General features: G+C 64.6%; 22 protein-coding genes. 16 read left to right on the top strand and 6 right to left on the bottom strand.

All coding sequences use genetic code 11. The features are described 5' to 3' along the window. Positions 1-22 precede the first annotated feature (22 nt). Together hrpB and AC56QX_RS02485 are read right to left on the bottom strand one after the other, a co-directional pair. Positions 23-2,485: an ATP-dependent helicase HrpB gene (hrpB, locus tag AC56QX_RS02480; protein WP_497113554.1), complete on the bottom strand. Its 2,463-nt coding sequence runs from the start codon at positions 2,483-2,485 to the stop codon at positions 23-25. A gap of 47 nt (positions 2,486-2,532) precedes the next feature. After that, positions 2,533-3,423, bottom strand: coding sequence for a DMT family transporter (locus AC56QX_RS02485; protein WP_497113555.1), 891 nt, complete (start codon positions 3,421-3,423; stop codon positions 2,533-2,535). A 25-nt stretch (positions 3,424-3,448) separates the two neighbouring features. Here AC56QX_RS02485 and AC56QX_RS02490 point away from each other — a divergent pair, with 25 nt between their 5' ends. The 15 genes from AC56QX_RS02490 to AC56QX_RS02560 all read left to right on the top strand — a co-directional run bounded on the left by AC56QX_RS02490 (position 3,449) and on the right by AC56QX_RS02560 (position 17,349). Then, a complete protein-coding gene (locus tag AC56QX_RS02490) occupies positions 3,449-4,147 on the top strand; it encodes a PIG-L deacetylase family protein (protein WP_497113556.1) in 699 nt (232 codons plus the stop codon). Positions 4,148-4,380: 233 nt separating this feature from the next. Continuing rightward, on the top strand, positions 4,381-5,712 hold the full coding sequence (locus AC56QX_RS02495; protein WP_027040433.1) for an ABC transporter substrate-binding protein: 1,332 nt from the start codon (positions 4,381-4,383) through the stop codon (positions 5,710-5,712). A gap of 112 nt (positions 5,713-5,824) precedes the next feature. Continuing rightward, on the top strand, positions 5,825-6,772 hold the full coding sequence (locus tag AC56QX_RS02500; protein ID WP_027040434.1) for a carbohydrate ABC transporter permease: 948 nt from the start codon (positions 5,825-5,827) through the stop codon (positions 6,770-6,772). Further along, positions 6,769-7,719, top strand: coding sequence for a carbohydrate ABC transporter permease (locus tag AC56QX_RS02505; RefSeq protein WP_027040435.1), 951 nt, complete (start codon positions 6,769-6,771; stop codon positions 7,717-7,719). Before AC56QX_RS02500 ends, AC56QX_RS02505 begins: the two co-directional genes overlap by 4 nt. Further along, positions 7,716-7,922: a hypothetical protein gene (locus tag AC56QX_RS02510; protein WP_081850242.1), complete on the top strand. Its 207-nt coding sequence runs from the start codon at positions 7,716-7,718 to the stop codon at positions 7,920-7,922. The genes AC56QX_RS02505 and AC56QX_RS02510 overlap by 4 nt, the downstream gene beginning before the upstream one ends. Positions 7,923-7,924: 2 nt before the next feature. Continuing rightward, positions 7,925-9,037: an ABC transporter ATP-binding protein gene (locus AC56QX_RS02515; protein WP_475454038.1), complete on the top strand. Its 1,113-nt coding sequence runs from the start codon at positions 7,925-7,927 to the stop codon at positions 9,035-9,037. Beyond that, on the top strand, positions 9,030-10,043 hold the full coding sequence (locus tag AC56QX_RS02520; protein WP_497113557.1) for an ABC transporter ATP-binding protein: 1,014 nt from the start codon (positions 9,030-9,032) through the stop codon (positions 10,041-10,043). Before AC56QX_RS02515 ends, AC56QX_RS02520 begins: the two co-directional genes overlap by 8 nt. Before the next feature lie 72 nt (positions 10,044-10,115). Next, entirely contained in the window at positions 10,116-11,759 is a 1,644-nt protein-coding gene (locus AC56QX_RS02525; protein ID WP_497113558.1) for a dihydroxyacetone kinase subunit DhaK, read from the top strand. Positions 11,760-11,831: 72 nt separating this feature from the next. Next, positions 11,832-12,434 (top strand): dihydroxyacetone kinase subunit DhaL, encoded by a 603-nt coding sequence (dhaL, locus tag AC56QX_RS02530; protein WP_497113559.1) that lies wholly within the window; start codon positions 11,832-11,834, stop codon positions 12,432-12,434. Next, positions 12,431-12,820: a dihydroxyacetone kinase phosphoryl donor subunit DhaM gene (gene dhaM, locus AC56QX_RS02535; protein ID WP_497113560.1), complete on the top strand. Its 390-nt coding sequence runs from the start codon at positions 12,431-12,433 to the stop codon at positions 12,818-12,820. Before dhaL ends, dhaM begins: the two co-directional genes overlap by 4 nt. An 18-nt stretch (positions 12,821-12,838) precedes the next feature. After that, a complete protein-coding gene (locus tag AC56QX_RS02540) occupies positions 12,839-13,141 on the top strand; it encodes an HPr family phosphocarrier protein (protein ID WP_183455737.1) in 303 nt (100 codons plus the stop codon). A 41-nt stretch (positions 13,142-13,182) separates the two neighbouring features. Further along, a complete protein-coding gene (gene ptsP / locus AC56QX_RS02545; RefSeq protein WP_497113561.1) occupies positions 13,183-14,757 on the top strand; it encodes a phosphoenolpyruvate--protein phosphotransferase in 1,575 nt (524 codons plus the stop codon). Positions 14,758-14,759: 2 nt separating this feature from the next. Then, a complete protein-coding gene (locus AC56QX_RS02550) occupies positions 14,760-15,185 on the top strand; it encodes a hypothetical protein (RefSeq protein WP_497113562.1) in 426 nt (141 codons plus the stop codon). 31 nt (positions 15,186-15,216) lie between these two features. Next, a complete protein-coding gene (dhaK, locus tag AC56QX_RS02555; protein ID WP_497113563.1) occupies positions 15,217-16,203 on the top strand; it encodes a dihydroxyacetone kinase subunit DhaK in 987 nt (328 codons plus the stop codon). A 123-nt stretch (positions 16,204-16,326) separates the two neighbouring features. Beyond that, the gene (locus tag AC56QX_RS02560; RefSeq protein WP_497113564.1) at positions 16,327-17,349 is read left to right on the top strand and encodes a nucleotidyltransferase family protein; all 1,023 of its coding nucleotides are present in this window, start codon (positions 16,327-16,329) and stop codon (positions 17,347-17,349) included. An 8-nt stretch (positions 17,350-17,357) separates the two neighbouring features. On the opposite strand, the gene AC56QX_RS02565 is transcribed toward AC56QX_RS02560, so the two are convergent. From AC56QX_RS02565 to AC56QX_RS02580, 4 genes are all read right to left on the bottom strand, one after another. Continuing rightward, positions 17,358-18,344 (bottom strand): serine kinase, encoded by a 987-nt coding sequence (locus tag AC56QX_RS02565; RefSeq protein ID WP_497113565.1) that lies wholly within the window; start codon positions 18,342-18,344, stop codon positions 17,358-17,360. 14 nt (positions 18,345-18,358) lie between these two features. Further along, entirely contained in the window at positions 18,359-18,775 is a 417-nt protein-coding gene (locus tag AC56QX_RS02570; RefSeq protein ID WP_497113566.1) for a lasso peptide biosynthesis B2 protein, read from the bottom strand. A gap of 19 nt (positions 18,776-18,794) precedes the next feature. Next, entirely contained in the window at positions 18,795-19,079 is a 285-nt protein-coding gene (locus AC56QX_RS02575; protein WP_475454056.1) for a PqqD family protein, read from the bottom strand. A gap of 446 nt (positions 19,080-19,525) precedes the next feature. Then, positions 19,526-19,777 carry a DUF2259 domain-containing protein gene (locus tag AC56QX_RS02580; protein WP_497113567.1) on the bottom strand — a complete coding sequence of 84 codons (252 nt, stop codon included), beginning with the start codon at positions 19,775-19,777 and terminating at the stop codon, positions 19,526-19,528. A gap of 98 nt (positions 19,778-19,875) precedes the next feature. On the opposite strand from AC56QX_RS02580, the gene AC56QX_RS02585 reads away from it, so the two are divergent. After that, on the top strand, positions 19,876-21,783 hold the full coding sequence (locus tag AC56QX_RS02585; protein WP_497113568.1) for a propionyl-CoA synthetase: 1,908 nt from the start codon (positions 19,876-19,878) through the stop codon (positions 21,781-21,783). Positions 21,784-21,886: the final 103 nt, after the last annotated feature.

Here is a 21,886-nt window from a genome sequence, read left to right on the forward strand (position 1 = left end):
TACAGCCGCAGGGCCGGGAACGCTAGGTCCCGCGCGGTTTTGCTCGGGCGGTGGCGGCGGCGAGCAGCGGGTTTTCCGGCCAGACATGCTTGGGATAGCGGCCGCGCATGTCGGCGCGCACGTCGGCCCAGGAGCCGCGCCAGAAGCCGGGCAGGTCGCGCGTCATCTGGATAGGGCGATGCGCCGGCGACAACAGTTCGAGCGTCAGCGACACCGTGCCATTGGCAATCGAGGGGTGGCGGTCGAGCCCGAACAGTTCCTGCACGCGAACCGCCAGCACCGGCCATTCGCCGTCATAGCGGATCGGCACATGGCTGCCCGATGGGGCGTCGAAATGCGTCGGCGCCAGCGCCTCGACCTTGCGCTGCAGATCGTGCGGCACGAGCGAGGTCAGGCCGGCGGAGACAACACCGGGACCGATGGCGGCAAACGAAGCCGCACCCGACAGGAAGGGCAGCAGCCAGTCGTCGAGGCGCTCGATCAGCGTTTCGTCAGACATATCTGGCCAGGGTGCGCCGAGGCCGCGATGCAGCCAGGACAGCCGCTGGCGCAGCGTCTCGGCCTCCTTGCTCCAGGTCAGCAGCGACAGCCCGTGCTCGCGCAAGGCGTCAAGGATGGCACGGTCGGCCTCGGCGCCTGAAGGAGCCGGCAGCATGCGTTCGGCGAGCGTGATGGCGCCGAGCCGAACCGTTTCGCGCACACGCACGGCGCGGCGTTCGCGGTCGAAGCTCGTCTGCCGGCGTGTTTCGATCCGGTCGGCCAATGTGGCGCGGATGTCCTCTTCGCCGATTGCCGCAGCCGCTGCTATGCGCGCGTTCTGCGCCTTGCCCTGCAGGTCGGCGACGACCAGAAACGGCTCACCCGCCAGCGGGTCGGCGGCATCGAGCATGGCGCCGGAGCCATTGGCCAGCACGAAGCGCCCGCGCTCGCCACGCGCCTTGGCGACGCGGTCCGGCCAGGCATGGATAAGCAAAGGACCGGCAGGGACAGCTTCGCTGTTTTTCACCCCACCCACCTGCCTTGCCAATCGTTCGGCGAGCTGCCGCGCGGCAGCGGCGCGCGGCGATCTTTCCCCGCGAAAGCGCATCAGCCGCCGATCGAGATCGGCGCCGTCGCCGCCAAGGCCGCGTTCGGTGAGCAACACGGCGAGCATGGCCGCTTCAAAAGCATAACCGCTCTTCGCCGCCTCGGCGACCATGTGCGCCAGGCGCACCGGCAGAGCGAGCTTGCGCATCGAAGCGCCTGCTTCGGTCAGGCGCCCGGCATCGTCGATGGCATGGAGCGCGCGCAACAGCACCCTTGCCTCATTGAGCGCCGGGGCCGGCGGCGCATCGAGGAAGGCGAGCGCCGTCGGATCGGCGACGCCGAAGGCGGCACAGTCGAGCAACAGGCCGGAAAGATCCGCTTCGAGTATCTCCGGCGGGGTGAAGGCGGGAAGTGCCGATGTCTGCTCGGCGCGCCACAGCCGGATGGCGACGCCCGGTTGCGTGCGTCCGGCGCGACCGGCACGCTGATCGGCCGAGGCTCTGCTGACGCGAACCGTTTCCAGCCGCGTCAGGCCGCTGGCCGGCTCGTAGCGCGGCAGGCGCGACAGGCCGGAATCGATGACGACGCGCACGCCGTCGATGGTGATTGAGGTCTCGGCGATCGACGTCGCCAACACCACCTTGCGGCGGCCCGCCTGCGCCGGCTTGATCGCGGCGTCCTGCGCCTTGCCATCAAGCTGGCCGTAGAGCGGGACGATATCGGTGTCGGCGCCGACCTTGCCGGCCAGCCGTTCGGCGGTGCGCTCGATCTCACGCTGGCCAGGCAGGAACGCAAGCACGCTGCCGCCCTCGTCGGCAAGTGCGGCGCGGATCGCCTTGGCCATAGCGTCCTCGACCGCAACACCGGCTGGCCGCTCGTCGTAACGGATGTCGACAGGGAAGGCGCGGCCCTCGCTTTCGATCACCGGCGCGCCCGACAGGAGTTTGGCGACGCGGGCGCCGTCGAGTGTCGCCGACATCACCAGCAGACGCAGGTTCGGCCGCAGCGCGCCCTGCACGTCGAGCGCCAGCGCCAGACCGAAATCGCCGTCGAGCGAGCGCTCGTGGAATTCGTCGAAAATGACCGCCGAAATACCGGGCAATTCGGGATCGTCGAGGATCATGCGCGCCAGCACGCCCTCGGTGACGACCAATATCCTGGTTTTCGCCGAAGTGCGGTTTTCCATGCGCATGGCATAGCCTACCGTGGCGCCCGGCTCCTCATCCAGCAATTGCGCCATGCGGCGGGCGGCGGCGCGGGCGGCGAGCCGGCGCGGCTCGAGCAGGACGATCTTGCCCGCACCCAGCCACGGCGCATCGAGCAGCGCCAGCGGCACCAGGGTCGTCTTGCCGGCGCCGGGCGGCGCCACCAGCACCGCGCTGTTGCCGGCGTCGAGCGCTGCGCCCAGCGCCGGCAGCACGGCGGATACCGGAAGCTCCGGCAGGGATCTTGTCGTCATCGCGTCCGCATATCAGCGGTCATGGTCGCCGTGCAACCGGCGCCGGCTCAAAGCCTGGTCCGCGCAAACGGGTTCCAGCGTACGGTGCCGAGCCGCACCTCCTCGCGCACCATGGTCAGCAGGCCGGCCCCACCGACGATCGCGAGGCCGACGAGCGACAGCCAGTCGGGGTATTCCTTGAAGAACAGCGCGCCGAGGATCACCGCCCAGACGATCTGCGAATAATGCGTCGGCGCGATACGGTTGGCGGGGGCGTATTTGGCGGCGAGCAGCTGCATGAATTGTCCGCCTGCGGTGAAGGCGCCCGCCATCGCCAGCCAGACAAGCTGCATGGCATTCGGCAAGGTGAACGAGGTGGCGGCGGCGCCGACTCCGTTGAACACTAGGCCATAGCCGACAAGCACGCCGAGCATCGAGGTGCGCTTCTCCTGCTGCGCCAGCGAGCGCAGCAGAATGACGCTGGTCGCGGCGAGGAAAGCATTCACGAAGGCGGCCAGATGGCCGAGGTTCAGTTCGCGAAAACCCGGCCGCACCACCAGCATCACCCCGGCAAAGCCGGCAACCACGGCCAGCCACCGCCAGGGACCGACCTTTTCCTTCAGGATGACGGTGGACAGGATGGTGACCAGCAAGGGCGCCAGGAAGATCAAGGCGTAGACTTCGGCCAGAGGAATGTGGGTGAAGGCATAGACGCTGAGCACGCCGGAAGCGATGCCGGCCCAGGCGCGGGCCTGCACGGCCCATGGCCGCTTCATGCGCCAGAAATCGCGCCAGCGTTCGCCCGCCGGGCGGGTGAAGAACAGGAAAAAACCGGCAAACAAGGTGCCGAAGAAGCCGATCTCGAAGACGGTGAACTGTCCGCCCAGGCTCTTGATAACGGCATCGCTGCCCGAATAGCTTGCATAGGCGATCAGAGCGAGCAGGATTCCGTTCGTCACGTTCCATTTCCGGGGAGAGAGTAGCTTGAAAATACTGGCGCTCGGTGCGCATCCGGACGACATCGAGATTTTCATGTTCGGTACGCTGGCCGCCTATGCGGCGCAAGGCGCAGAACTCACTTTTGCCGTGGCCACGGATGGTGCCAGGGGCGGCAAGAGTGATGCCACGGTTCTCGCCCGTGTCCGTCGCGAAGAAGCAATGGCCGCGGCCGCACTGGCAGGTGCTGCGCCACGCTTCCTCGACTTTCCCGACGGCGAACTGGTCGCCGATGCCGCGCTGATCGGCGCGTTGAAAACGCTGATACGCGCGACCGGAGCGGACCTGGTCATCACGCACGCGCCCAACGACTATCACGCCGACCATCGCGCGCTGTCGGACGGTGTGCGCATTGCCGCCTCGTTCGCGGTTCCAGTGCTGCATGCCGACACGATGGGCGGCACCGGATTTTCGCCGACGCACTATGTCGACATATCAGCCTACCGGGATATCAAGACACAGGCGATCCGGGCGCACCGCTCGCAGCGACCGGAGCAATATGTCGACAGGGCGCGCATTCAGAATGAATTTCGCGCCGGTCAATGCAACGCTATCCCCGGTTCTCTGGCCGAGGCTTTTCGCTTCGAGCCGACATTTCCCTTCGCCGACATACGCGCCTTGCTGCCGCCCGCGCCGCCGGTCCGGCCGGTGACGCCACAGACCAACGTCATCGGCGAGGCCGACTGAGCGGCTGCCGGAGAAACCATCCGGCGGTCATTTCTCAACGATTTCAATCACTCGTTTCGTCATGCTGCGACGCAGCAACGAATTCGCTTGCGTTGTTTAGTAAAAATTGCATCACTAAACAAATTACTAAACATCTGCCGCGCTCCGGCGCCGCCATGTTTGGGCCTCTGAGGAGAGAGGTTGAGGGCTCTTGAAACCGTCATCCGGGCGCGTTTCGCAAATGGGAGGAAGGCATGAAATCGAGCTTGAAAATGGCGTTGGGACTGGCCTCGGCGGTGGTTGCGTCGACAGCTGTCTCGAACGCCGCGCACGCTGAAGACCTGACACTTTGCTGGGCCGCCTGGGACCCGGCAAACGCACTTGTCGAACTGTCCAAGGATTTTACCAAGGAAACCGGCATCGGCATGAAATTCGAGTTCGTGCCGTGGACCAACTATGCCGATCGCTTCCTCAACGAGCTGAATTCGCACGGCAAATTGTGCGACCTGATCATCGGCGACAGCCAGTGGATCGGCGGCGCGGCCGAGAACGGCCACTACGTCAAGCTGAACGACTTCTTCGACAAGGAGAAGATCAGCATGGACGACTTCGTGCCGGCGACCGTGGTCGGCTATTCGGAATGGCCGAAGAACACGCCCAACTACTGGGCACTGCCGGCCATGGGCGACGTCGTCGGCTGGACCTACCGCAAGGACTGGTTCTCCAAGCCGGAGCTGCAGAAGGAATTCAAGGAGAAGTATGGCTGGGATCTCGGCCCGCCGGCCACCTTCGACCAGCTGAAGCAGATCGCCGAATTCTTCCAGAAGCGGCAGATCGACGGCAAGACCGTCTATGGCGCCTCGATCTACACCGAGCGTGGCTCGGAAGGCATCACCATGGGCGCCATGGACGTGCTCTACAGCTACGGCTTCCAGTATGAGAACCCGAAGAAGCCCTACGAGATGGAAGGCTTCGTCAATTCGGCCGACTCGGTCAAAGGCCTGGAATTCTACAAGGCGCTTTACGATTGCTGCACCCCTCCGGGCGCATCGAACAGCTACATGGGTGAAGGCGTCGATGCCTTCAAATCCGGTCAGGTGGCGATGCACATGAACTTCGCCTTCACCTGGCCGGGCCTGCAGAAGGACGAGAATGTCGGCGGCGACAAGATCGGCTACTTCGTCAATCCCAAGGGTCCCGGCGGCGCCCAGTTCGCGCAGCTCGGCGGCCAGGGTATTTCGGTGGTCTCCTATTCCGACAAGCAGGAATCGGCGCTGAAATACATCAAGTGGTTCGCCAACAAGGATGTGCAGGCCAAGTGGTGGTCGCTCGGCGGTTACTCCTGCCTCAACGCGGTGGTGAAGGATCCGAAGTTCCCGGCCAGCCAGCCCTACGCACAAACCTTCCTCGACTCGATGGCCATCGTGAAGGACTTCTGGGCCGAGCCAAGCTACGCCCCGCTGCTGCAGGCGTCGCAGAAGCGCTTCCATGACTATGTCGTCGCCGGCCAGGGCTCTGCCAAGGATGCGCTCGACGGCCTGGTCAAGGACTGGACCCAGGTGTTCCAGGATGACGGCAAGATGTAACCGGCTCCTCCCGAGCTAGGACCCAGAGCGTCCCGTGCCACCCTTGGCACGGGACGCAGTTCAGATAAATTCCATGACAGAGACGACCCAAGTGACCGAAGCAGGACTTACCATGCTCAATCGGACTGCGGAGAACGTTGCCCGGGCGACCCCGGAACCGTTGGCCCGCAAGGTCCGGGGCATCAGCGACAAGGGCCTCGCCTGGCTGTTCATCTCGCCGACGATCCTGTTGCTGCTGGCCATCAACATCTTCCCGCTGTTCTGGGCGATCTATCTGTCGTTCACCAATTACCGGGCCAACCGGCCGAACGAAGTGGTCAAGAATCTCGGCTTCGCCAACTACCAGCGCATTCTCGGCGACCAGGACATCTGGATCGCCATGCAGACAACGGCGCATTTCGTGTTCTGGACGATCCTGTTGCAGACGCTGATCGGCTTTACCCTAGCCTGGCTGATCGACCGCAAATTCCGCGGCCACGCCTTCTGGACGACGCTGATCCTGGTGCCGATGATGCTGTCGCCTGCGGTGGTCGGCAATTTCTGGCGCTTCCTCTACGAGCCGCAGATCGGCCTGTTCTCTTATGTCATCTCGTTCGTCAGCGGCATCCCGCCGACAAGCATCCAGATGCTCTCCAACGTGTCGCTGGCGCCGTGGTCGATCATCATCGTCGACACCTGGATGTGGACACCTTACGTGATGCTGATCTGCCTCGCCGGACTGCGTTCGATCCCCGAATACATCTATGAGGCGGCCGAGGTCGACCGCGCCTCGAACTGGCGGCAGTTCTGGTCGATCACCCTGCCGATGGCGCTGCCCTTCATCATGCTGGCGGTGCTGTTTCGCGGCATCGAGAACTTCAAGATGTTCGACATGGTCAATCTGCTCACCGGCGGCGGGCCGGGATCGACCACGGAGGTCGCCTCGATCACGCTGAAGCGGCAGGCTTTCGAGAGCTGGCGCACCGGCTATTCCTCGGCCTTCGCCATCATCCTGTTCGTTGCGGTGTTCGGTCTCGCCAACATCTACGTCAAGGCGCTCAACAAGGTGAAGCAGAGATGAGCCTGACCACAGCCCATTCGGTCGTCGCTCCCTCGGCCAACTCGAAGCGCATCGCCGGCGCGATCATCATCGCCTATGCACTGATCTCGATCGTGCCGCTTTTGTGGATCTTCGCCACCAGCTTCAAGACGCCACCGGATTCGATCGCCTATCCGCCGAAGGTGCTGTTCCAGCCGAGCCTCGAAGGTTATTGCAACCTGTTCACGACGCGGACGCGGCAGACGCCGGAATACATCAACTCGCTGGGACCGGCGACCGGCTTTTGCGACGAGACCACGCGCAAGCGCAACATGGTGATCGCCGGCCCGTCCAACTTCCTGCCGCGCTTCGTCAACTCGTTGATCATCGCCTTCGGCTCGACCTTCTGCGCCGTCTTTCTCGGCACGCTGTCGGCGTACGGCTTCTCGCGCTTCAAGGTGCCGCTGGCCGACGACCTTCTGTTCTTCATCCTGTCGACGCGCTTCATGCCGCCGATCGCGGTCGCCATCCCGATCTACCTGATGTACCGCGAGCTTGGCCTGTCGGACACAGCGCTCGGCATGATCCTGCTCTACACGGCGGTGAACGTGTCGCTGGCGGTGTGGCTCTTGAAAGGCTTCATCGACGAGATCCCGCGCGAATATGAAGAAGCGGCGATGATCGACGGCTATACGCGGCTGCAGGCGTTCTGGCGCACGGTTTTGCCGCAGGCGACCACGGGCATTGCCGCGACGGCGATCTTCTGCCTGATCTTCGCCTGGAACGAATATGCCTTCGCCGCGCTGCTGACCTCGGGCACGGCGCAGACCGCGCCACCCTTCATCCCGACAATCATCGGCGAAGGCGGCCAGGACTGGCCGGCGGTTGCGGCCGGCACGACGATCTTCCTGGTGCCGATCCTGGTTTTCACCATCCTGCTTCGCAAGCAATTGCTGCGCGGCATCACCTTCGGTGCGGTGCGCAAATGAGCATGACCAAGCCCGTCAAACGCAAATCGCGCTGGCCGGTCTGGGCCAGGCGCGGCCTGATGGAAAACATCGCGACGGCGCTGATCGCCATCGGCTTCCTGATGCTGTTCCAGCCCTTCGCGCTGTCGCTCTACACCTATTCCTTCATCACCATGCTTGCCGGCACCGTGATGTTCATCATCGTCTCGAAATTCCCGGAATAATCATGGCCGAAATCCGCGTCCAGCATCTGAGAAAGGCCTTCGGCGATTTCGTCGCCGTGCAGGATTCCAACTTCGTCGTCGAGGATGGCGAGTTCTTCGTCATGCTCGGGCCATCGGGCTGCGGCAAGACGACGACGCTGCGCATGATCGCCGGGCTCGAACTGCCGACGGGCGGCGAGATCCTGCTCGGCGGCGACGACGTTACCATGCTGCGGGCACGCGAGCGCGACATCGCCTTCGTCTTCCAGCTGTTCGCGCTCTATCCGCACATGAATGTGCGCAAGAACATCGGCTTTCCCCTCTTGGCGCAAGGCATGCCGTCGGCCGAAATCCGCACCCGCGTCGAGGAAACGGCAAAACTCTTGCGCATCGACCATCTGCTCAACAAATCCGTTTCCGGCCTTGCCGGCGGCGACCGCCAGCGCGTGGCGCTCGGCCGCGCCATCGTGCGGCGGCCAAAATGTTTCCTGATGGACGAACCGCTCGGCACGCTCGACACCGAATTCCGCGATTTGATGGTCCATGAACTGCGCGAACTGCACAACCGCATCCACGCCACCACGGTCTATGTCACGCATGACCAGATGGAAGCGATGTCGATGGCCGACAAGATCGCTGTCATGAACCATGGCGTTATCGAACAGTTCGGCACGCCCCGCGAAATCTATGACCGTCCGGCGACCATGTTCGTCGCCGACTTCATCGGCTCGCCGCCAATGAACTTTCTGGGTTTCGGCGGCGGGCTCGCCAAGGGCGCGAAGGAGATTGTCGTCCAAGGCGCGAAAGTTGCGGTGCCGGAGGTGCGTGAGGATATCGCGCCGGCAGACATGGCACTTGGCATCCGGCCCGAACACATCCGCTTCGATGACGCCTCGAAGCTGCGCGGCGCCATCTACGGCACCGAATATCTCGGCACGACGCAGATCGTCGCGGTGGAGACGGCGGACGGCATCATCAAGGCGCGTGTGCCGGCCGAAATCCGGCTCAATGCCGGCGACCATGTCGGCCTGGCATTGAACAGCGCGCGACTGTCGCTGTTCGACAAGGGGTCGGGCCGGGCGGTGCGAACCGCCGTCCACGATACCGCCTCTCAGGGGAGAGCGCAGCATGGCTGACGTGCACATCAAGAACGTGACCAAGAGCTTTGGCGAGCATGTCGCCGTCAACGGTCTCGACCTGCACATTGCCGACGGCGAGTTCGTCGTGCTGCTCGGGCCAACAGGCGCCGGCAAGACGACGACGCTGCGGCTGATCGCCGGGCTGGAACGGCCGGACAGCGGCACGATCGAGATCGGCGGCCACAATGCCACGACGCTGTCGCCAGCCGAGCGCGACACCGCTTTCGTGTTCCAGCAATATTCGCTCTATCCGCATCTGTCGGTGTTCGACAATCTCGCCTTCCCGCTGCGCTCGCCGGCGCGGAAAATCCCGGAAGACCAGATCCGCCGGCGCGTCGAGGAGGTGGCGAAGATGGTGCGCATCCATCACAAGCTCGCCAACCGCTCGACCAAGCTGTCGGGCGGCGAAATGCAGCGCGTCGCCATCGGCCGCGCCCTGGTGCGCAAGCCCGCCATCTACCTGATGGACGAGCCGCTGTCGTCGCTCGACGCCAAGCTGCGGGCGGATCTGCGGCTCGAGCTGAAACGCATCCAGTCCGAGCTCGGCGCCACCATGCTCTACGTCACGCACGACCAGATCGAGGCGATGACGATGGCGGACCGCATCGGCATCCTCGCCGACGGCGTGCTGGTGCAGATCGGCTCGCCCAGGACGATCTATTCTGAGCCGGCAAACCTGCATGTCGCGGCCAGGCTCGGCCAGCCGGCGATCAACCTTCTGCCGACCGGACTGCTGCCCGATGGCGGTGCACCGACCGGCACCAAGACGATCGGCGCGCGCACCGAACATCTGACAATTGAGAAGGCCGCGAATGGTCACGCCGACGGCGTCGTCGACTGGGTCGAGCATCTCGGCGACCAGAACCATCTGCATGTGACAGTGGGATCGAAGAAGCTGGTGACGCTGACCGACCCCGACACCGATCTGGGGCAAGGCGACAAAGTGGTGATCCGCTACCGCTCACCGCTCTATTTCGGCGCCGACGGACAAAGACTGATGTGAATGGTTTCGGCGTTCCCCCTCACCGGGTTCACGCCGCTTCTGATTGACGATCGCGAATACGGGACGAGTTCGATGAAGCACTTTTTCAACCGCAGGGAAACGATCGTCACCGAGGCGCTGGACGGCCTGTTGCGGACCATCGGCTCAGGCGACCTCGCGCGCCTCGACGGCTATCCCGAGATCAAGGTCGTGCTGCGCGCCGACTGGGACAAGACGAAGGTCAGCGTCGTCTCCGGCGGCGGCGCCGGGCATGAGCCTTCGCATGCCGGCTTCGTCGGCAAGGGTATGCTGACGGCGGCGGTTTCGGGTGAGATTTTTGCCTCGCCGAGTGTCGAAGCCGTGCTGGCGGCCATCCGCGCGGTCACCGGCCCGGCCGGTTGCCTGCTGATCGTCAAGAACTATACCGGCGACCGCCTCAATTTCGGCCTGGCCGCCGAGAAGGCGCGCGCCGAGGGCTTTTGCGTCGAGATGGTGATCGTCGCCGACGACATCGCGCTGCCCGACATCACCCAGCCACGCGGTGTCGCCGGCACTCTGTTCGTGCACAAGATCGCGGGGCATTTGTCGGAGACCGGCCGTGATCTGGCAGACATCGCGGCAGCGGCGCGGGCGGCGGCGAAGGACATTGTTTCGCTCGGCATGTCGCTGTCGTCCTGCTCCATCCCCGGCCAGCCGCATGAAGACAGGTTTGGCGCGGACGACGGTGAACTGGGCCTCGGCATTCATGGCGAGCCGGGAGTCGAGCGGATTGCCTTGCAAAGTGTCGACAGGCTGGTCGCGATCATGGCGGATCGCCTCGCGGCAGGGCTCGATCCGAAAGCAAGCTATGCCTTGCTGATCAACAATCTCGGCTCGGTGCCGCCGCTCGAAATGTCGCTGGTTGCCAATGCGGTGCTGGCCTCGCCGCTGGCCAAGACCGTCAAGCTGGCGATCGGTCCCGGGCCGCTGATGACGGCGCTCAACATGAACGGCTTTTCGCTGTCGCTGATCCGGCTCGACGCAGCGCGCGAGGCCGCCCTGCTGGCGCCGGTCGGCCCGCACGCCTGGATGCCGGCAAAGCCGATCACGGCGCCTGCCGTCGTGCCGATGGCGAAAGCAGCCGGACAAATCGCGGCACACAAGGCCAGCCAGGATGCCGGCACCGGGCGCTTGATCGTCACGGTCTGCGAAAGACTGATCTCGCTCGAAGCGACGTTGAACGGGCTCGACGCCAAGGCCGGCGACGGCGACACCGGCTCGACGGTGGCGACCGGTGCGCGCAGCATCCTCGAGCGGCTCGACACGCTGCCGCTGGCCAGCCCCACGGCGACGCTCGGCGCAATAGGCGACATACTGAGCGCCTCGATGGGCGGTTCCAGCGGGGTGCTGCTGTCGATCTTCTTCACCGCCGCGGCGCAGGCCTTGGGTAGCGGTGCTGATGTGGCCAAGGCGCTGCTTGCCGGCCTCGAGCGGATGACTTTCTACGGCGGCGCAAAAATTGGCGATCGCACGATGGTCGATGCTCTGGAGCCGGCTCTGAAAGCGCTCGACGCCAGCGGGCTGGAAGAAGCAGCGGCGGCCGCCCGGCGCGGCGCCGAGGCCACGGCCGCCATGGCGAAGGCGCAGGCCGGACGGTCGGCCTATGTCGGCACCAAATTGCAGGGCGTCGTCGACCCCGGCGCCCATGCGGTGGCCGAGGTGTTCGCGGCCGCCGCCACGCTGCTTGTGTCGGCCTGACGCATGCACCAGTTGTCGAATGACCATTCTTTCGCTACTGCCGGCAGACTGGAAATCGGGACTTTGGGCGACATGGCGGCGTTGAACCTTGCCAGGCTGATCGCGGCCGCCGCCGATACGATTGCCGCGCACGCCGAGGAATTGACGGCGCTCGACCAGGCGATCGGCGACGGCGACCATGGGCTGAACATGAAGCGCGGCTTCGAAGCCGTGCGGGCCGAGGCCGACGCGTTCACTGCCAAGCCACTGCCCGACGCCCTGAAGGCGATCGGCACCAAGCTGGTGATGACCGTGGGCGGTGCTTCCGGCCCGCTGTTCGGCACTCTGTTCATGGCGCTCGGCAAGGAGATTTCGGCGGACCCCGACCGTGCCAATTTGACCGCTGCTTTCGGCAAAGCGATCGAGGCGGTGGCCGCGCGCGGCAAATCGCAAGTCGGCCAGAAGACCATGCTCGATGTGCTGCAGCCGGTGCATGACGCGCTTGCCGGGGGCAAGACGGCGGCGGAGATAGCCGACATTGCCGACGCTGCGGCAGAAGCGACTGTGCCGATGAAGGCGCTGCGCGGCCGCGCCTCGTTCCTCGGCGACCGCTCGATCGGCCATATGGATGCCGGCGCGCGCTCGACCGCACTGCTGGTGCGGACGCTGGGGCAAGCGATCGGAGACGACGCATGAGCAATGTCGGGATCGTGATCGTGTCGCATTCGCCGCTGGTCGCGGAGGGCACGGCCGACATGGTACGCCAGATGGTGGGCGACGAAGTGCCGCTTGCATGGTGCGGCGGAAACGGCCATGGCGGGCTCGGCACCAATGTCGAGGCGATCATGGGTGCCATCGACAAGGCCTGGTCAGAAGCCGGTGTCGCCATCCTCGTCGATCTCGGCGGCGCCGAGACGAACAGCGAAATGGCCGTGGAGATGATCGGCGAGCCGCGCTCGCAGAAGATCATCGTCTGCAACGCGCCGATCGTCGAGGGCGCGGTGATGGCCGCGACCGAATCCTCCGGCGGCGCCTCGCTGAAGGAAGTGGTGGCGACGGCGCACGAATTGTCGCCGTCGTGAGTGAACAGGATACCTAGAATGTCCGCAGCCGCCGAAGCAACCGTCCTGATCACCCACGATGTGGGCCTGCACGCGCGTCCTTCGGTGAAGTTCACCAAGCTGGCCAAGACCTTTGCCGCCGACGTGGAAATAGCGCTTGCCGCCAACGGGCCGTGGTTCGACGCCAAGAGCATCGTCAAGGTGATGGCAGCCAAGGCGCCGAAGGGCACGGTGCTGCACATCAGGGCCAGCGGCAATGGCGCCGATGACGCCGTGCGCGCGCTGATCGACCTGGTGCAGCGTGATTTCGACGAGGACGCCGGTCATGTCCGGTCGGCGTGACGCTGGCGCGCTTCTTCGCCGGCCCGCAAGGAATGCGGGCCATGCGGATTGAGGGTGTTCCTGCCTCGGCCGGCTATGCCGAGGGACCGCTGTTCGACCTCGACCGGCCGTCGGCCGTCTATGCGGGCAAAGCCACATCAGCGGAAGAGAAGACATCGCTGCAAGCCGCGATCGGCAAGGCGGTGAACCGGCTTTCAGCAATGGTCGAAACCGCCGACAGCGACGCCGCCGGCATACTCGAATTCCACATCGCCATGCTGGAGGACGACGCGCTGAGCGGCCCGGCCTTCGCGTCGATCGCTTCCGGAAAGACCGCAGACGTCGCCTGGCGCGAGGCACTCGATGCCGAAATCGCCGGCTACGAGGCCTCGGACCAGGACTATTTCCGCGCCCGCGCCACGGATTTGCGCGATATCAGGGACCAGGTGCTGCGCGCCCTGACCGAGGACGGTGGCAGCACGGCGCCTGCCGGTGCCATCCTCTGCGGCGAAGACATCGCGCCGACGCGCTTTCTCGAAACCGACTGGAGTAATGGCGGCGGCATCGCGCTGAAGGCGGGCAGCACCGCCAGCCACGTCGCCATGCTGGCGCGCTCGCGTGGCGTGCCGATGGTCGTGGGGCTGCGCGAACCGCCTGCCGATCTCGCAGGTGTCGCACTGCTCGACGCCGAGCACGGCAGCATCGTTCTGGCGCCCTCGCCGGCGGAGATCGGCTCGTTCCGGCAGTCGTCCTCTTCCTTCGCCGCCCGCCAGGGCAAGGCGCGAACTTTTCTGGCGCGGCCGGCGGTGACCAAGTCTGGAACGACGGTGCGCGTGCAGGTCAACATTGCCGACCCGTCCGATGTCGACAGCATCGACATCGCAACCTGCGACGGTGTTGGACTGATGCGCACCGAATTCCTGTTCGGCAAGACATTGCCGGATGAGGAGACGCAGTATCGCGCCTATCGCAAGGTGCTGGAATGGGCCAGGGAAAAACCGGTGACGATCCGCACCGTCGATGCCGGCGGCGACAAGCCGGTGCCGGGCTTCACCGTCGAGGAAGGCAATCCGTTCCTCGGCCTGCGCGGCATCAGGCTGTCGCTGGCCCGGCTCGACATTTTTCGCGTACAGATCCGGGCATTGCTGCGCGCCGCGCCACACGGCAATCTCAAGGTCATGTTTCCGATGATCGCCGTTGCCGAGGAGTATGAAAGCGCCGCCGCATTGTTTGCGGAGGAGCAGACGGCGCTTGTGGCGCGCGGTGTCGCGCAGAAGATGCCGCCGCTCGGCATCATGGTCGAGGTGCCGTCGGCGGCGATTGCGCCTGAGGCGTTCGCCGGTGTCGCCTTCTTCTCGATCGGCTCCAACGACTTGACGCAATATGTGATGGCGGCCGCGCGGGACAACGCTAGTGTCGCCCATTTAAATTCGGTCCGCCATCCAGCGGTGCTGAGGCTGATCGGCTCGGTCACAGCCTTTGGACGGGAGAACGGGATTCCTGTCAGCCTGTGCGGCGATGCCGGTGGCGATCCCGTCTCGATCCCGGCGCTGCTCGAGGCCGGCTTGCGCGATCTTTCCGTCGCGCCGGCACAACTTGCCATGGCCAAGGCGGCCATCGCGGATGTCTCGGTCTAGGCATGGCTGGCAAGACACCCGAACCCGGTTCCGAAGAGGCGATCCGCGCCTACAAGACGATCCTGTCGCAGGTCATCGACCAGCGCCCGTCCGGCATGCGGCAACGCCTTGCCGACGCGCTTGGCAAGCACCGCAGCTTCGTCACGCAGATTTCCAGCCCGGCCTATACGATCCCTATCCCCTCGAAACATCTGCCTTCGATCTTTTCCGTCTGCCATTTCAGCCCGGCCGAGCGGGATCAGTTCCTCGCCGCCTATCATCAGGCGCATCCGGGAAAAATGTCGATTGCTGCCGGCATGCGCAAGACGCGGCATGTGTCGCTTGTCGTGCCGGATTTCGGCGACGACAAGCAGAACGCGGCGCTCGACCGGGCGATCAACGAATTCATCCAGAAGATCACCAGCATCGCCGGCAAGGGTGGCGGCTGACATCTCTTGCCGGGCTGTTTGGGAGGACGCCATGAAGAAATTTATGAACGCGGTGGACACGGTGCTGACCGAGAGCCTCGACGGGTTTGTCGCCGCCCATGCCGACATATTGACGCTTGGCGACGAGCACAAATTCATCCGCCGCAGGACCTTGCGGCCGGGCAAGGTGGCGTTGATCTCCGGCGGCGGCTCGGGCCATGAGCCGCTGCATGGCGGCTTTGTCGGCCACGGCATGCTGGACGCCGCCTGCCCCGGCCAGGTGTTCACCTCGCCGACGCCGGACCAGATGCTCGCGGCGGCGCAGGCCGTTGACAGCGGCGCCGGCTGTCTGTTCATCGTCAAGAATTACGAGGGCGATGTGATGAACTTCGACATGGCGGCGGAGATGTCGGAAGGCATCCTGCAGGTGGTGACCAATGACGACGTCGCCGTCGAGAATTCGTCCTATACGACCGGCCGGCGTGGCGTCGCCGGCACGCTGGTGGTGGAAAAGATCGTCGGGGCGGCGGCCGAGCATGGCCTGGCCCTCAAGCCGTTGAAGGTGCTAGGCGAGCGCGTCAATGCCGCGACCCGCTCGATGGGTGTGGCGCTGACCAGTGGCACGGTGCCGGCCGCCGGCAAACCGACCTTCGACATCGGCGACGGCGAGATGGAATTCGGCGTCGGCATCCATGGCGAACCTGGCCGCCGCCGCGACAGGCTGAAGAGCGCTGATGCGATCGCCGAGGAGATCTGTGCCTCGATCCTGGGCGATCTCGGTGACAAAGCGAAAGGCCCGGCGCTGCTGTTCGTCAACGGCTTCGGCGGCACGCCGCTGATGGAGCTCTATCTGATGTACAACAGCGCGCGAAAAATTTTCGAGAAGCGCGGCGTGACGATAGTCCGCTCGCTGGTCGGCAGCTATGTCACTTCCCTCGACATGGCCGGCTGCTCGATCACGCTGACCATGCTGGATGACGAGATGACCGGCTGGTGGGATGCGCCTGTACACACGGCGGCATTGCGGTGGGGCATGTAGCAATTCCAGGAAAAGTGTGCAGCGGTTTTCCGTCCGGAATTGCGCAAAAACGACTGCAGCGCTGGCTTCAGCTGCGCTTTTCTGCAACCATTCCGGACAATTCACGCAACATTTGTCCGGTTGATGCTGCCATCCCTCACCTCCGCTGAAGAAAGACTGCTGCTGCGCTTTGCCGATCCGGAGGCTGCGGCAGTCGGCGAAGAATTGTCGGCAAAGGCCCTGTCGGCGCTGCTCGACAATGCCGAATTCCACGGCATCCTGCCGATCATGCTGCGCAAATTGCAGGAGCGTGGCGACGCGCGTCTGCCGCCGGACGCCGGCGTGCGGGAGAAGCTGGACGATTTGCGCGATAAGGCGACGATCGCCACCGGTCAATCGATGCTGCTGCAATATCACGGCGTCCGCATCATGAAAGGGATGGCGGCAGCAAGCATTCCGGCGCGGATCGTCAAGGGACCGGTCTTCGCGCGCAAGCTCTACCGCAACGTATCCGACAGGCCATTCACCGACATCGACATCCTCGTCGAACCCGCCAACCTTGCGCGCGCAAACCAGGTGATCGCGGCATGCGGCTTCGAGCTCGGCAGCAATGAGGCCGAATCCTACCAGTTGCAGGAGTTCAAATGGCTGGAAAAGGAGAATTCCAGCCTGCTGGTCGAACTGCATGGCGACCTGGTGCACGACACCGGCATGCGCCGGCGCCTGTCGCTGGGATTCCGCGAACTGGGCATTATCGACGGCGACGCAACGGACACCCCGGCGGCGCTTTTGACGATCGCCATCGTGCACGCCGCCGGCGGCCACAAATTCCACCGGCTGCAGCTTTGCGTCGACGTGCTGCAAGGGGTGCGGGCGCTGCAATCGGCCGAAGCGGAAGCGCGCCTGCTCGGCGCGGCGCGAATGACCGGCATCGAGCTCGAACTGGCGATCGTGCTCAATGTGACCGGCCAGTTGTTCGGTGAGCGGCGAGCGCTTGAACTCGCCGGACGGATCAAGCCCGACCTCTCGATACGGCTGGCCAAACGGCTGATCACGACGAATACGCTGCTCAGGGTGAATTCCAGGGAGAAGATCGGCTCGCGCCTGCGCCGCGACGCCTTCCGCTGGATCCAGCGGCTGGCCAAGGCCAGGCCAAACGTCGCCTGAACAAGCCTTCAGTCTTGCTTCCCCAGTGTGGCGATGATCAGCGCTGCCGCGTCGGCAGGGCGTGCGCCCACCTCCAGCGTGAAAGTCGGCACCGACGACACCAGTCTGCCGATCGTCGCCAGCCGGCGCTTCTGCGACGGCAGCAGGCCGGTCAAGCCGGTGCGGACATTGTCTATCGCCAGCGCCACCATCGCGTCGGTCCGAGCCATGGGCACGAGCCGGGTTTCGCTGTCGGCGGAGCGCGCGAGGTGCAGCAGGGCAGCAACCGGCCTGGCAGTCGGGCTTTCGATGCGGACGATCTCGCTCAACCGCTCCAGCGAGACGGCCTGTTCGCCGTTGCGGTCCCACGACGGGCCAAGGCATGGCGCCACTTGCGGGATCATCTGAGCGGTCTTCTGGTGAATCTTGACGTGGCGCGGCAGACCCCAGGCCAGGGGCTTGTCCGCAGCCAAATCCAGGATCATGGCATCGTCGGAGCAGAGACCAAAACCTTGCGTCGCCAGCGCCAGCGATGTCGTGGTCTTGCCGGTGCCGCTCGGCGCGTGGATCAGCACGAGAGCATCGTGGCCAGGCAGCGTCAGCCCGGCCGTGTGCAACATATGCTGGCCGCCGGCGTCGAGTGCCGCGTCCAGCACCAGCATCGACGGCGTCCAGGCCGCTTTCGCGCCGGGGCGAACCCTGAGTTCAGCCCAACCTTCCACGTCATTGATCGCAACGGTCTGGCGCTCGGGAAAGACAATATGGATGGTGCCGCCGTCGGCGAGCATCCGGCAGTAGCCGTCCTCGGGTATCTCGCCGTCGAAGACGAGCGCTCCGCCGGGCGCCTCGTCCAGGACATCCGCCTCGTTGATATCAAGGCGAAAGCCCGGCTCGACGGCACCTTGGATGCGCAGGATGCCCAGCATCCTGTCGAACTCCTGCCATAGCTCGGGGCGCTCGGCCGATATGCCGAGGACCTGGCCGTTGAGGTCATAACATGCTGAAGGCCTAGTCAAGCGGAGCGCACCTTTTAGGCATCGGCGTGGTGGCGATAAATCTCGACCATGCCGGGAAGGCTGTCACTGACCACCGGCCTGCCGTCGAGGCAGACCCAGCAATGCGCCGAGACGCGGGGTTTCTGCAGCGACTTCGGATCGACGCCGAAACGCAGTTCCGGATCGAAGCCGGCGAGGCGCAGGAAACGATGGCCGAGCAGGCCTTCGCGCAGGCATCTGCGGTCGCGCATCAGCCAGGGACGGCGCACGGTGCGGTTGACGCGGGCGACGATGTAGGTGGCCGGCAGGCCGCGATAGGGCGTCGAGGAGGCGAGCGGAGCCCATTTCAGCACGTCTTCGAAGCTCCGCCCGGCAATCAAGGCCGGCATCAGCCGCGCGCTGGCCCAGAGATGGCCGCGAAACAGGGCACGCAGGAGCGGACCGTCAGCCATCAAGCGCGACCCTCAGCCATCAAGCACCTGGGGCCGCGAGGATACCTTCCGAGACCAGATCGGCTGCCAATGCCGCCATGTCCTCGTCGAGCGTATCCTTGTCGACCTCGAACTCCGCGCAAAGCAGGCCGACGATCTGATCGAGGCTACGCGCACCATCGACCTTGTCGAGAAAGGCTTCGGTCGTGCCGTTGCAGGTGTAGAGCTGGCCGCTGCGCGCCAGAAGCACGACGGCACCATCGCCGACATGCTGGACCGAGGCGTCGTCCGCCAGTCGTAAAACCGTTCCAGAGGCAATTTCCATCCCGTACCCCCAACAAGCCTGCAAGAAACCCCGAAATGAGATAGCGCGGTGGTGCGGCGCTGTCTATCGGCCGGCCGGGGGAGATGGCCCATGCTGCCTTGCGTCTACGACAGATTCCTGCGGATCACAAAATGAGCGGCCACCTGTCTCCAGCCGAAATCATCCCAGAAATAGTCGTCACCATGACGCCATGGGTGAGTGCGTTGACCGGACGGACCGTTGCTTTTCTTCCCCTAAGTAAGGTAAGGACTCCACGGGGTTTGGGGAGATAGCGTATGCGTTACAATTGGGAGCGGGCTCCGACGACTTTCGAACGTCATCGAAAAGCCCTGGCGGCAGCCATTTTGATCTTCGGCGGCGTAGGCCTCATGCTTGTAGCCCTGCCGATCTAGTGCCGTCGACATTTGTCCAATGAATACCGTTCGTTAGACGGCTATCGGCCGGTCTCAGCGGGGTTGTCCGGTAACGGCAATGAAGCGGCGGTCGCGCCCTTCAAAGCCCTGGCTGAAGCGCTGCACCAGCACGACAATCACCGCCGGTTTGCCGGCAGGCGTGTATTCGTAGGATTCCGACAGGCTGTAGGAGGTCGGGCAGTTTCTCGAGCCCGGCACGGCCGTGTCTTCATGCAGGGTCTTGAACGGCTTGCCGTCCTGTCCCTGCAGCGTCAGCCGGAAGCCGAGCGCCTTGCCAGGGGTCAAGCCGGGACCGGTTCAGACGAAAATCAGGGAAGACAGCGCGGGAAAAAACAGCATAGGCTGTTGGCAAAGACGGCAAATGGTTTCTGGGGAGGTTACGGATGGCTTCACGCTATCACGAGGTCTATGACGGCTGGAAACGCGACCCGGAACAATTCTGGGCGGACGCGGCCGGCGCCATCGACTGGTATTCGCCCTGGGACAAGGTGTTCGATGCCGCTGCCGGCGTCTACGGCCGCTGGTTCACCGGCGCGACCTGCAACACCTGCTACAACGCCATCGACCGGCATGTCGCCGGCGGGCGCGCCGACCAGATCGCGCTGATCCATGACAGCGCCATCACCGGAACGGTGAAAAAGTTCACCTATGCCGAACTGAAACGCGAGGTGGTGGCGCTGACCTCGGTGCTGAAGAACCGGGGCATCCGCAAGGGTGACCGCGTCATCATCTACATGCCGATGGTGGCGGAGGCGGCCATCGCCATGCTCGCCTGCGCCCGCATCGGCGCGGTGCATTCGGTCGTCTTCGGCGGCTTTGCCTCGCATGAATTGGCCACCCGCATCGATGACGCCAAGCCGAAGCTGATCATCTCGGCCTCCTGCGGCCTGGAGCCGGGCCGGATCGTCGCCTACAAGCCGTTGCTCGACAAAGCGATCGAGATGTCCCGCCACAAGCCGGACGCCTGCCTGATCCTGCAGCGCGACCAGCTGCGCTGCGACCTGAAGGACCATTTCGACATCGACTATGCCGATGCCGTTGCGCGCGAGCGCGCGGCTGGCGCCAATGTCGATTGCGTGCCGGTGCTCGCCACCGATCCGCTCTACATCATCTACACGTCAGGCACGACCGGCCAACCCAAGGGCATCGTGCGGGACAATGGCGGCCACATGGTCGCGCTGAAATGGACGATGGAAAACGAGTTCGGCGTCAAGCCGGGCGAAGTGTTCTGGGCGGCGTCCGATGTCGGCTGGGTGGTCGGCCATTCCTACATCGTCTACGGCCCGCTGCTGCATGGCTGCACCAGCATCCTGTTCGAAGGCAAGCCGATCGGCACGCCGGATGCCGGCACCTACTGGCGGGTCATCTCGGACCATGGCGTCGTCGCGCTGTTCACCGCGCCGACGGCGTTCCGGGCGATCAAGGGGCAGGATCCCAAGGGCGAATTCGTCCCCAGATACGATCTGTCGAAATTCCGCACGCTGTTCCTCGCCGGAGAGCGCGCCGACCCCGAAACCATCAAATGGGCGGAGCAGAAGCTCAGCGTGCCGGTGGTCGACCATTGGTGGCAGACCGAGACCGGCTCGCCGATGACCATCAATCCGGCTGGCCTCGGCCTGTTGCCGGTGAAATATGGCTCGCCGGGCGTGCCGATGCCCGGCTACGACATCCGCGTGCTCGACGATGCCGGCCACGAGGTGCCGCGTGGGACGCTGGGCAATGTGGTGGTCAAGCTGCCGCTGCCGGCCGGCTGCCTGCCGACGCTGTGGAACGCCGACCAGCGCTTCCGCCAAGCCTATCTCGACGAGTTTCCCGGCTTCTACAAGACCGCCGATGCCGGCATGATCGACGAGGACGGTTATCTCTACGTGATGGCCCGCACCGACGACATCATCAATGTCGCCGGTCACCGGCTGTCGACCGGCGCCATGGAAGAAGTGCTGGCCGCCCATCCCGATGTCGCCGAATGCGCCGTCGTCGGCATCGCCGACGCGATGAAGGGGCAAATTCCGCTCGGTTTCGTGGTGCTCAACGCTGGTGTCGCGCGTGACGGTGGCGCCATCGAGAAAGAGGTCGTCGCGCTGGTGCGCGAGCGCATCGGCCCGGTCGCCGCGTTCAAGACCGTGGTGACGATCAAGCGCCTGCCCAAGACGCGGTCGGGAAAGATCCTGCGCGGCACCATGCAGAAGATCGCCGACAAGGAGGCGTGGACGATGCCGGCGACCATCGACGACCCGGCGATCCTCGACGAGATCACCGCTGCGATGAAGGCGCGCGGGATCGGGATTTGAGGCTGACGCGGGAGCGATCCCGCGCAGCCTTCTCTGCCGACAGCTTTATCCTGATCGGTAAGCAATACTTTTATTGTGCAATGCAGCAAGCCACCCTACAGTG

The organism is Mesorhizobium sp. RCAM 06353, from assembly GCF_059683585.1.

What these genes read in the sequence shown, in the direction of transcription:
- hrpB (WP_497113554.1), bottom strand. Translation starts at nt 2,485, where the DNA reads ATGACGACAAGATCCCTGCCGGAGCTTCCGGTATCCGCCGTGCTGCCG.
- AC56QX_RS02495 (WP_027040433.1), top strand. Translation starts at nt 4,381, where the DNA reads ATGAAATCGAGCTTGAAAATGGCGTTGGGACTGGCCTCGGCGGTGGTT.
- AC56QX_RS02500 (WP_027040434.1), top strand. Translation starts at nt 5,825, where the DNA reads ATGCTCAATCGGACTGCGGAGAACGTTGCCCGGGCGACCCCGGAACCG.
- AC56QX_RS02505 (WP_027040435.1), top strand. Translation starts at nt 6,769, where the DNA reads ATGAGCCTGACCACAGCCCATTCGGTCGTCGCTCCCTCGGCCAACTCG.
- AC56QX_RS02510 (WP_081850242.1), top strand. Translation starts at nt 7,716, where the DNA reads ATGAGCATGACCAAGCCCGTCAAACGCAAATCGCGCTGGCCGGTCTGG.
- AC56QX_RS02515 (WP_475454038.1), top strand. Translation starts at nt 7,925, where the DNA reads ATGGCCGAAATCCGCGTCCAGCATCTGAGAAAGGCCTTCGGCGATTTC.
- AC56QX_RS02520 (WP_497113557.1), top strand. Translation starts at nt 9,030, where the DNA reads ATGGCTGACGTGCACATCAAGAACGTGACCAAGAGCTTTGGCGAGCAT.
- AC56QX_RS02525 (WP_497113558.1), top strand. Translation starts at nt 10,116, where the DNA reads ATGAAGCACTTTTTCAACCGCAGGGAAACGATCGTCACCGAGGCGCTG.
- dhaL (WP_497113559.1), top strand. Translation starts at nt 11,832, where the DNA reads ATGGCGGCGTTGAACCTTGCCAGGCTGATCGCGGCCGCCGCCGATACG.
- dhaM (WP_497113560.1), top strand. Translation starts at nt 12,431, where the DNA reads ATGAGCAATGTCGGGATCGTGATCGTGTCGCATTCGCCGCTGGTCGCG.
- AC56QX_RS02540 (WP_183455737.1), top strand. Translation starts at nt 12,839, where the DNA reads ATGTCCGCAGCCGCCGAAGCAACCGTCCTGATCACCCACGATGTGGGC.
- ptsP (WP_497113561.1), top strand. Translation starts at nt 13,183, where the DNA reads ATGCGGATTGAGGGTGTTCCTGCCTCGGCCGGCTATGCCGAGGGACCG.
- AC56QX_RS02550 (WP_497113562.1), top strand. Translation starts at nt 14,760, where the DNA reads ATGGCTGGCAAGACACCCGAACCCGGTTCCGAAGAGGCGATCCGCGCC.
- dhaK (WP_497113563.1), top strand. Translation starts at nt 15,217, where the DNA reads ATGAAGAAATTTATGAACGCGGTGGACACGGTGCTGACCGAGAGCCTC.
- AC56QX_RS02560 (WP_497113564.1), top strand. Translation starts at nt 16,327, where the DNA reads ATGCTGCCATCCCTCACCTCCGCTGAAGAAAGACTGCTGCTGCGCTTT.
- AC56QX_RS02570 (WP_497113566.1), bottom strand. Translation starts at nt 18,775, where the DNA reads ATGGCTGACGGTCCGCTCCTGCGTGCCCTGTTTCGCGGCCATCTCTGG.
- AC56QX_RS02575 (WP_475454056.1), bottom strand. Translation starts at nt 19,079, where the DNA reads ATGGAAATTGCCTCTGGAACGGTTTTACGACTGGCGGACGACGCCTCG.
- AC56QX_RS02585 (WP_497113568.1), top strand. Translation starts at nt 19,876, where the DNA reads ATGGCTTCACGCTATCACGAGGTCTATGACGGCTGGAAACGCGACCCG.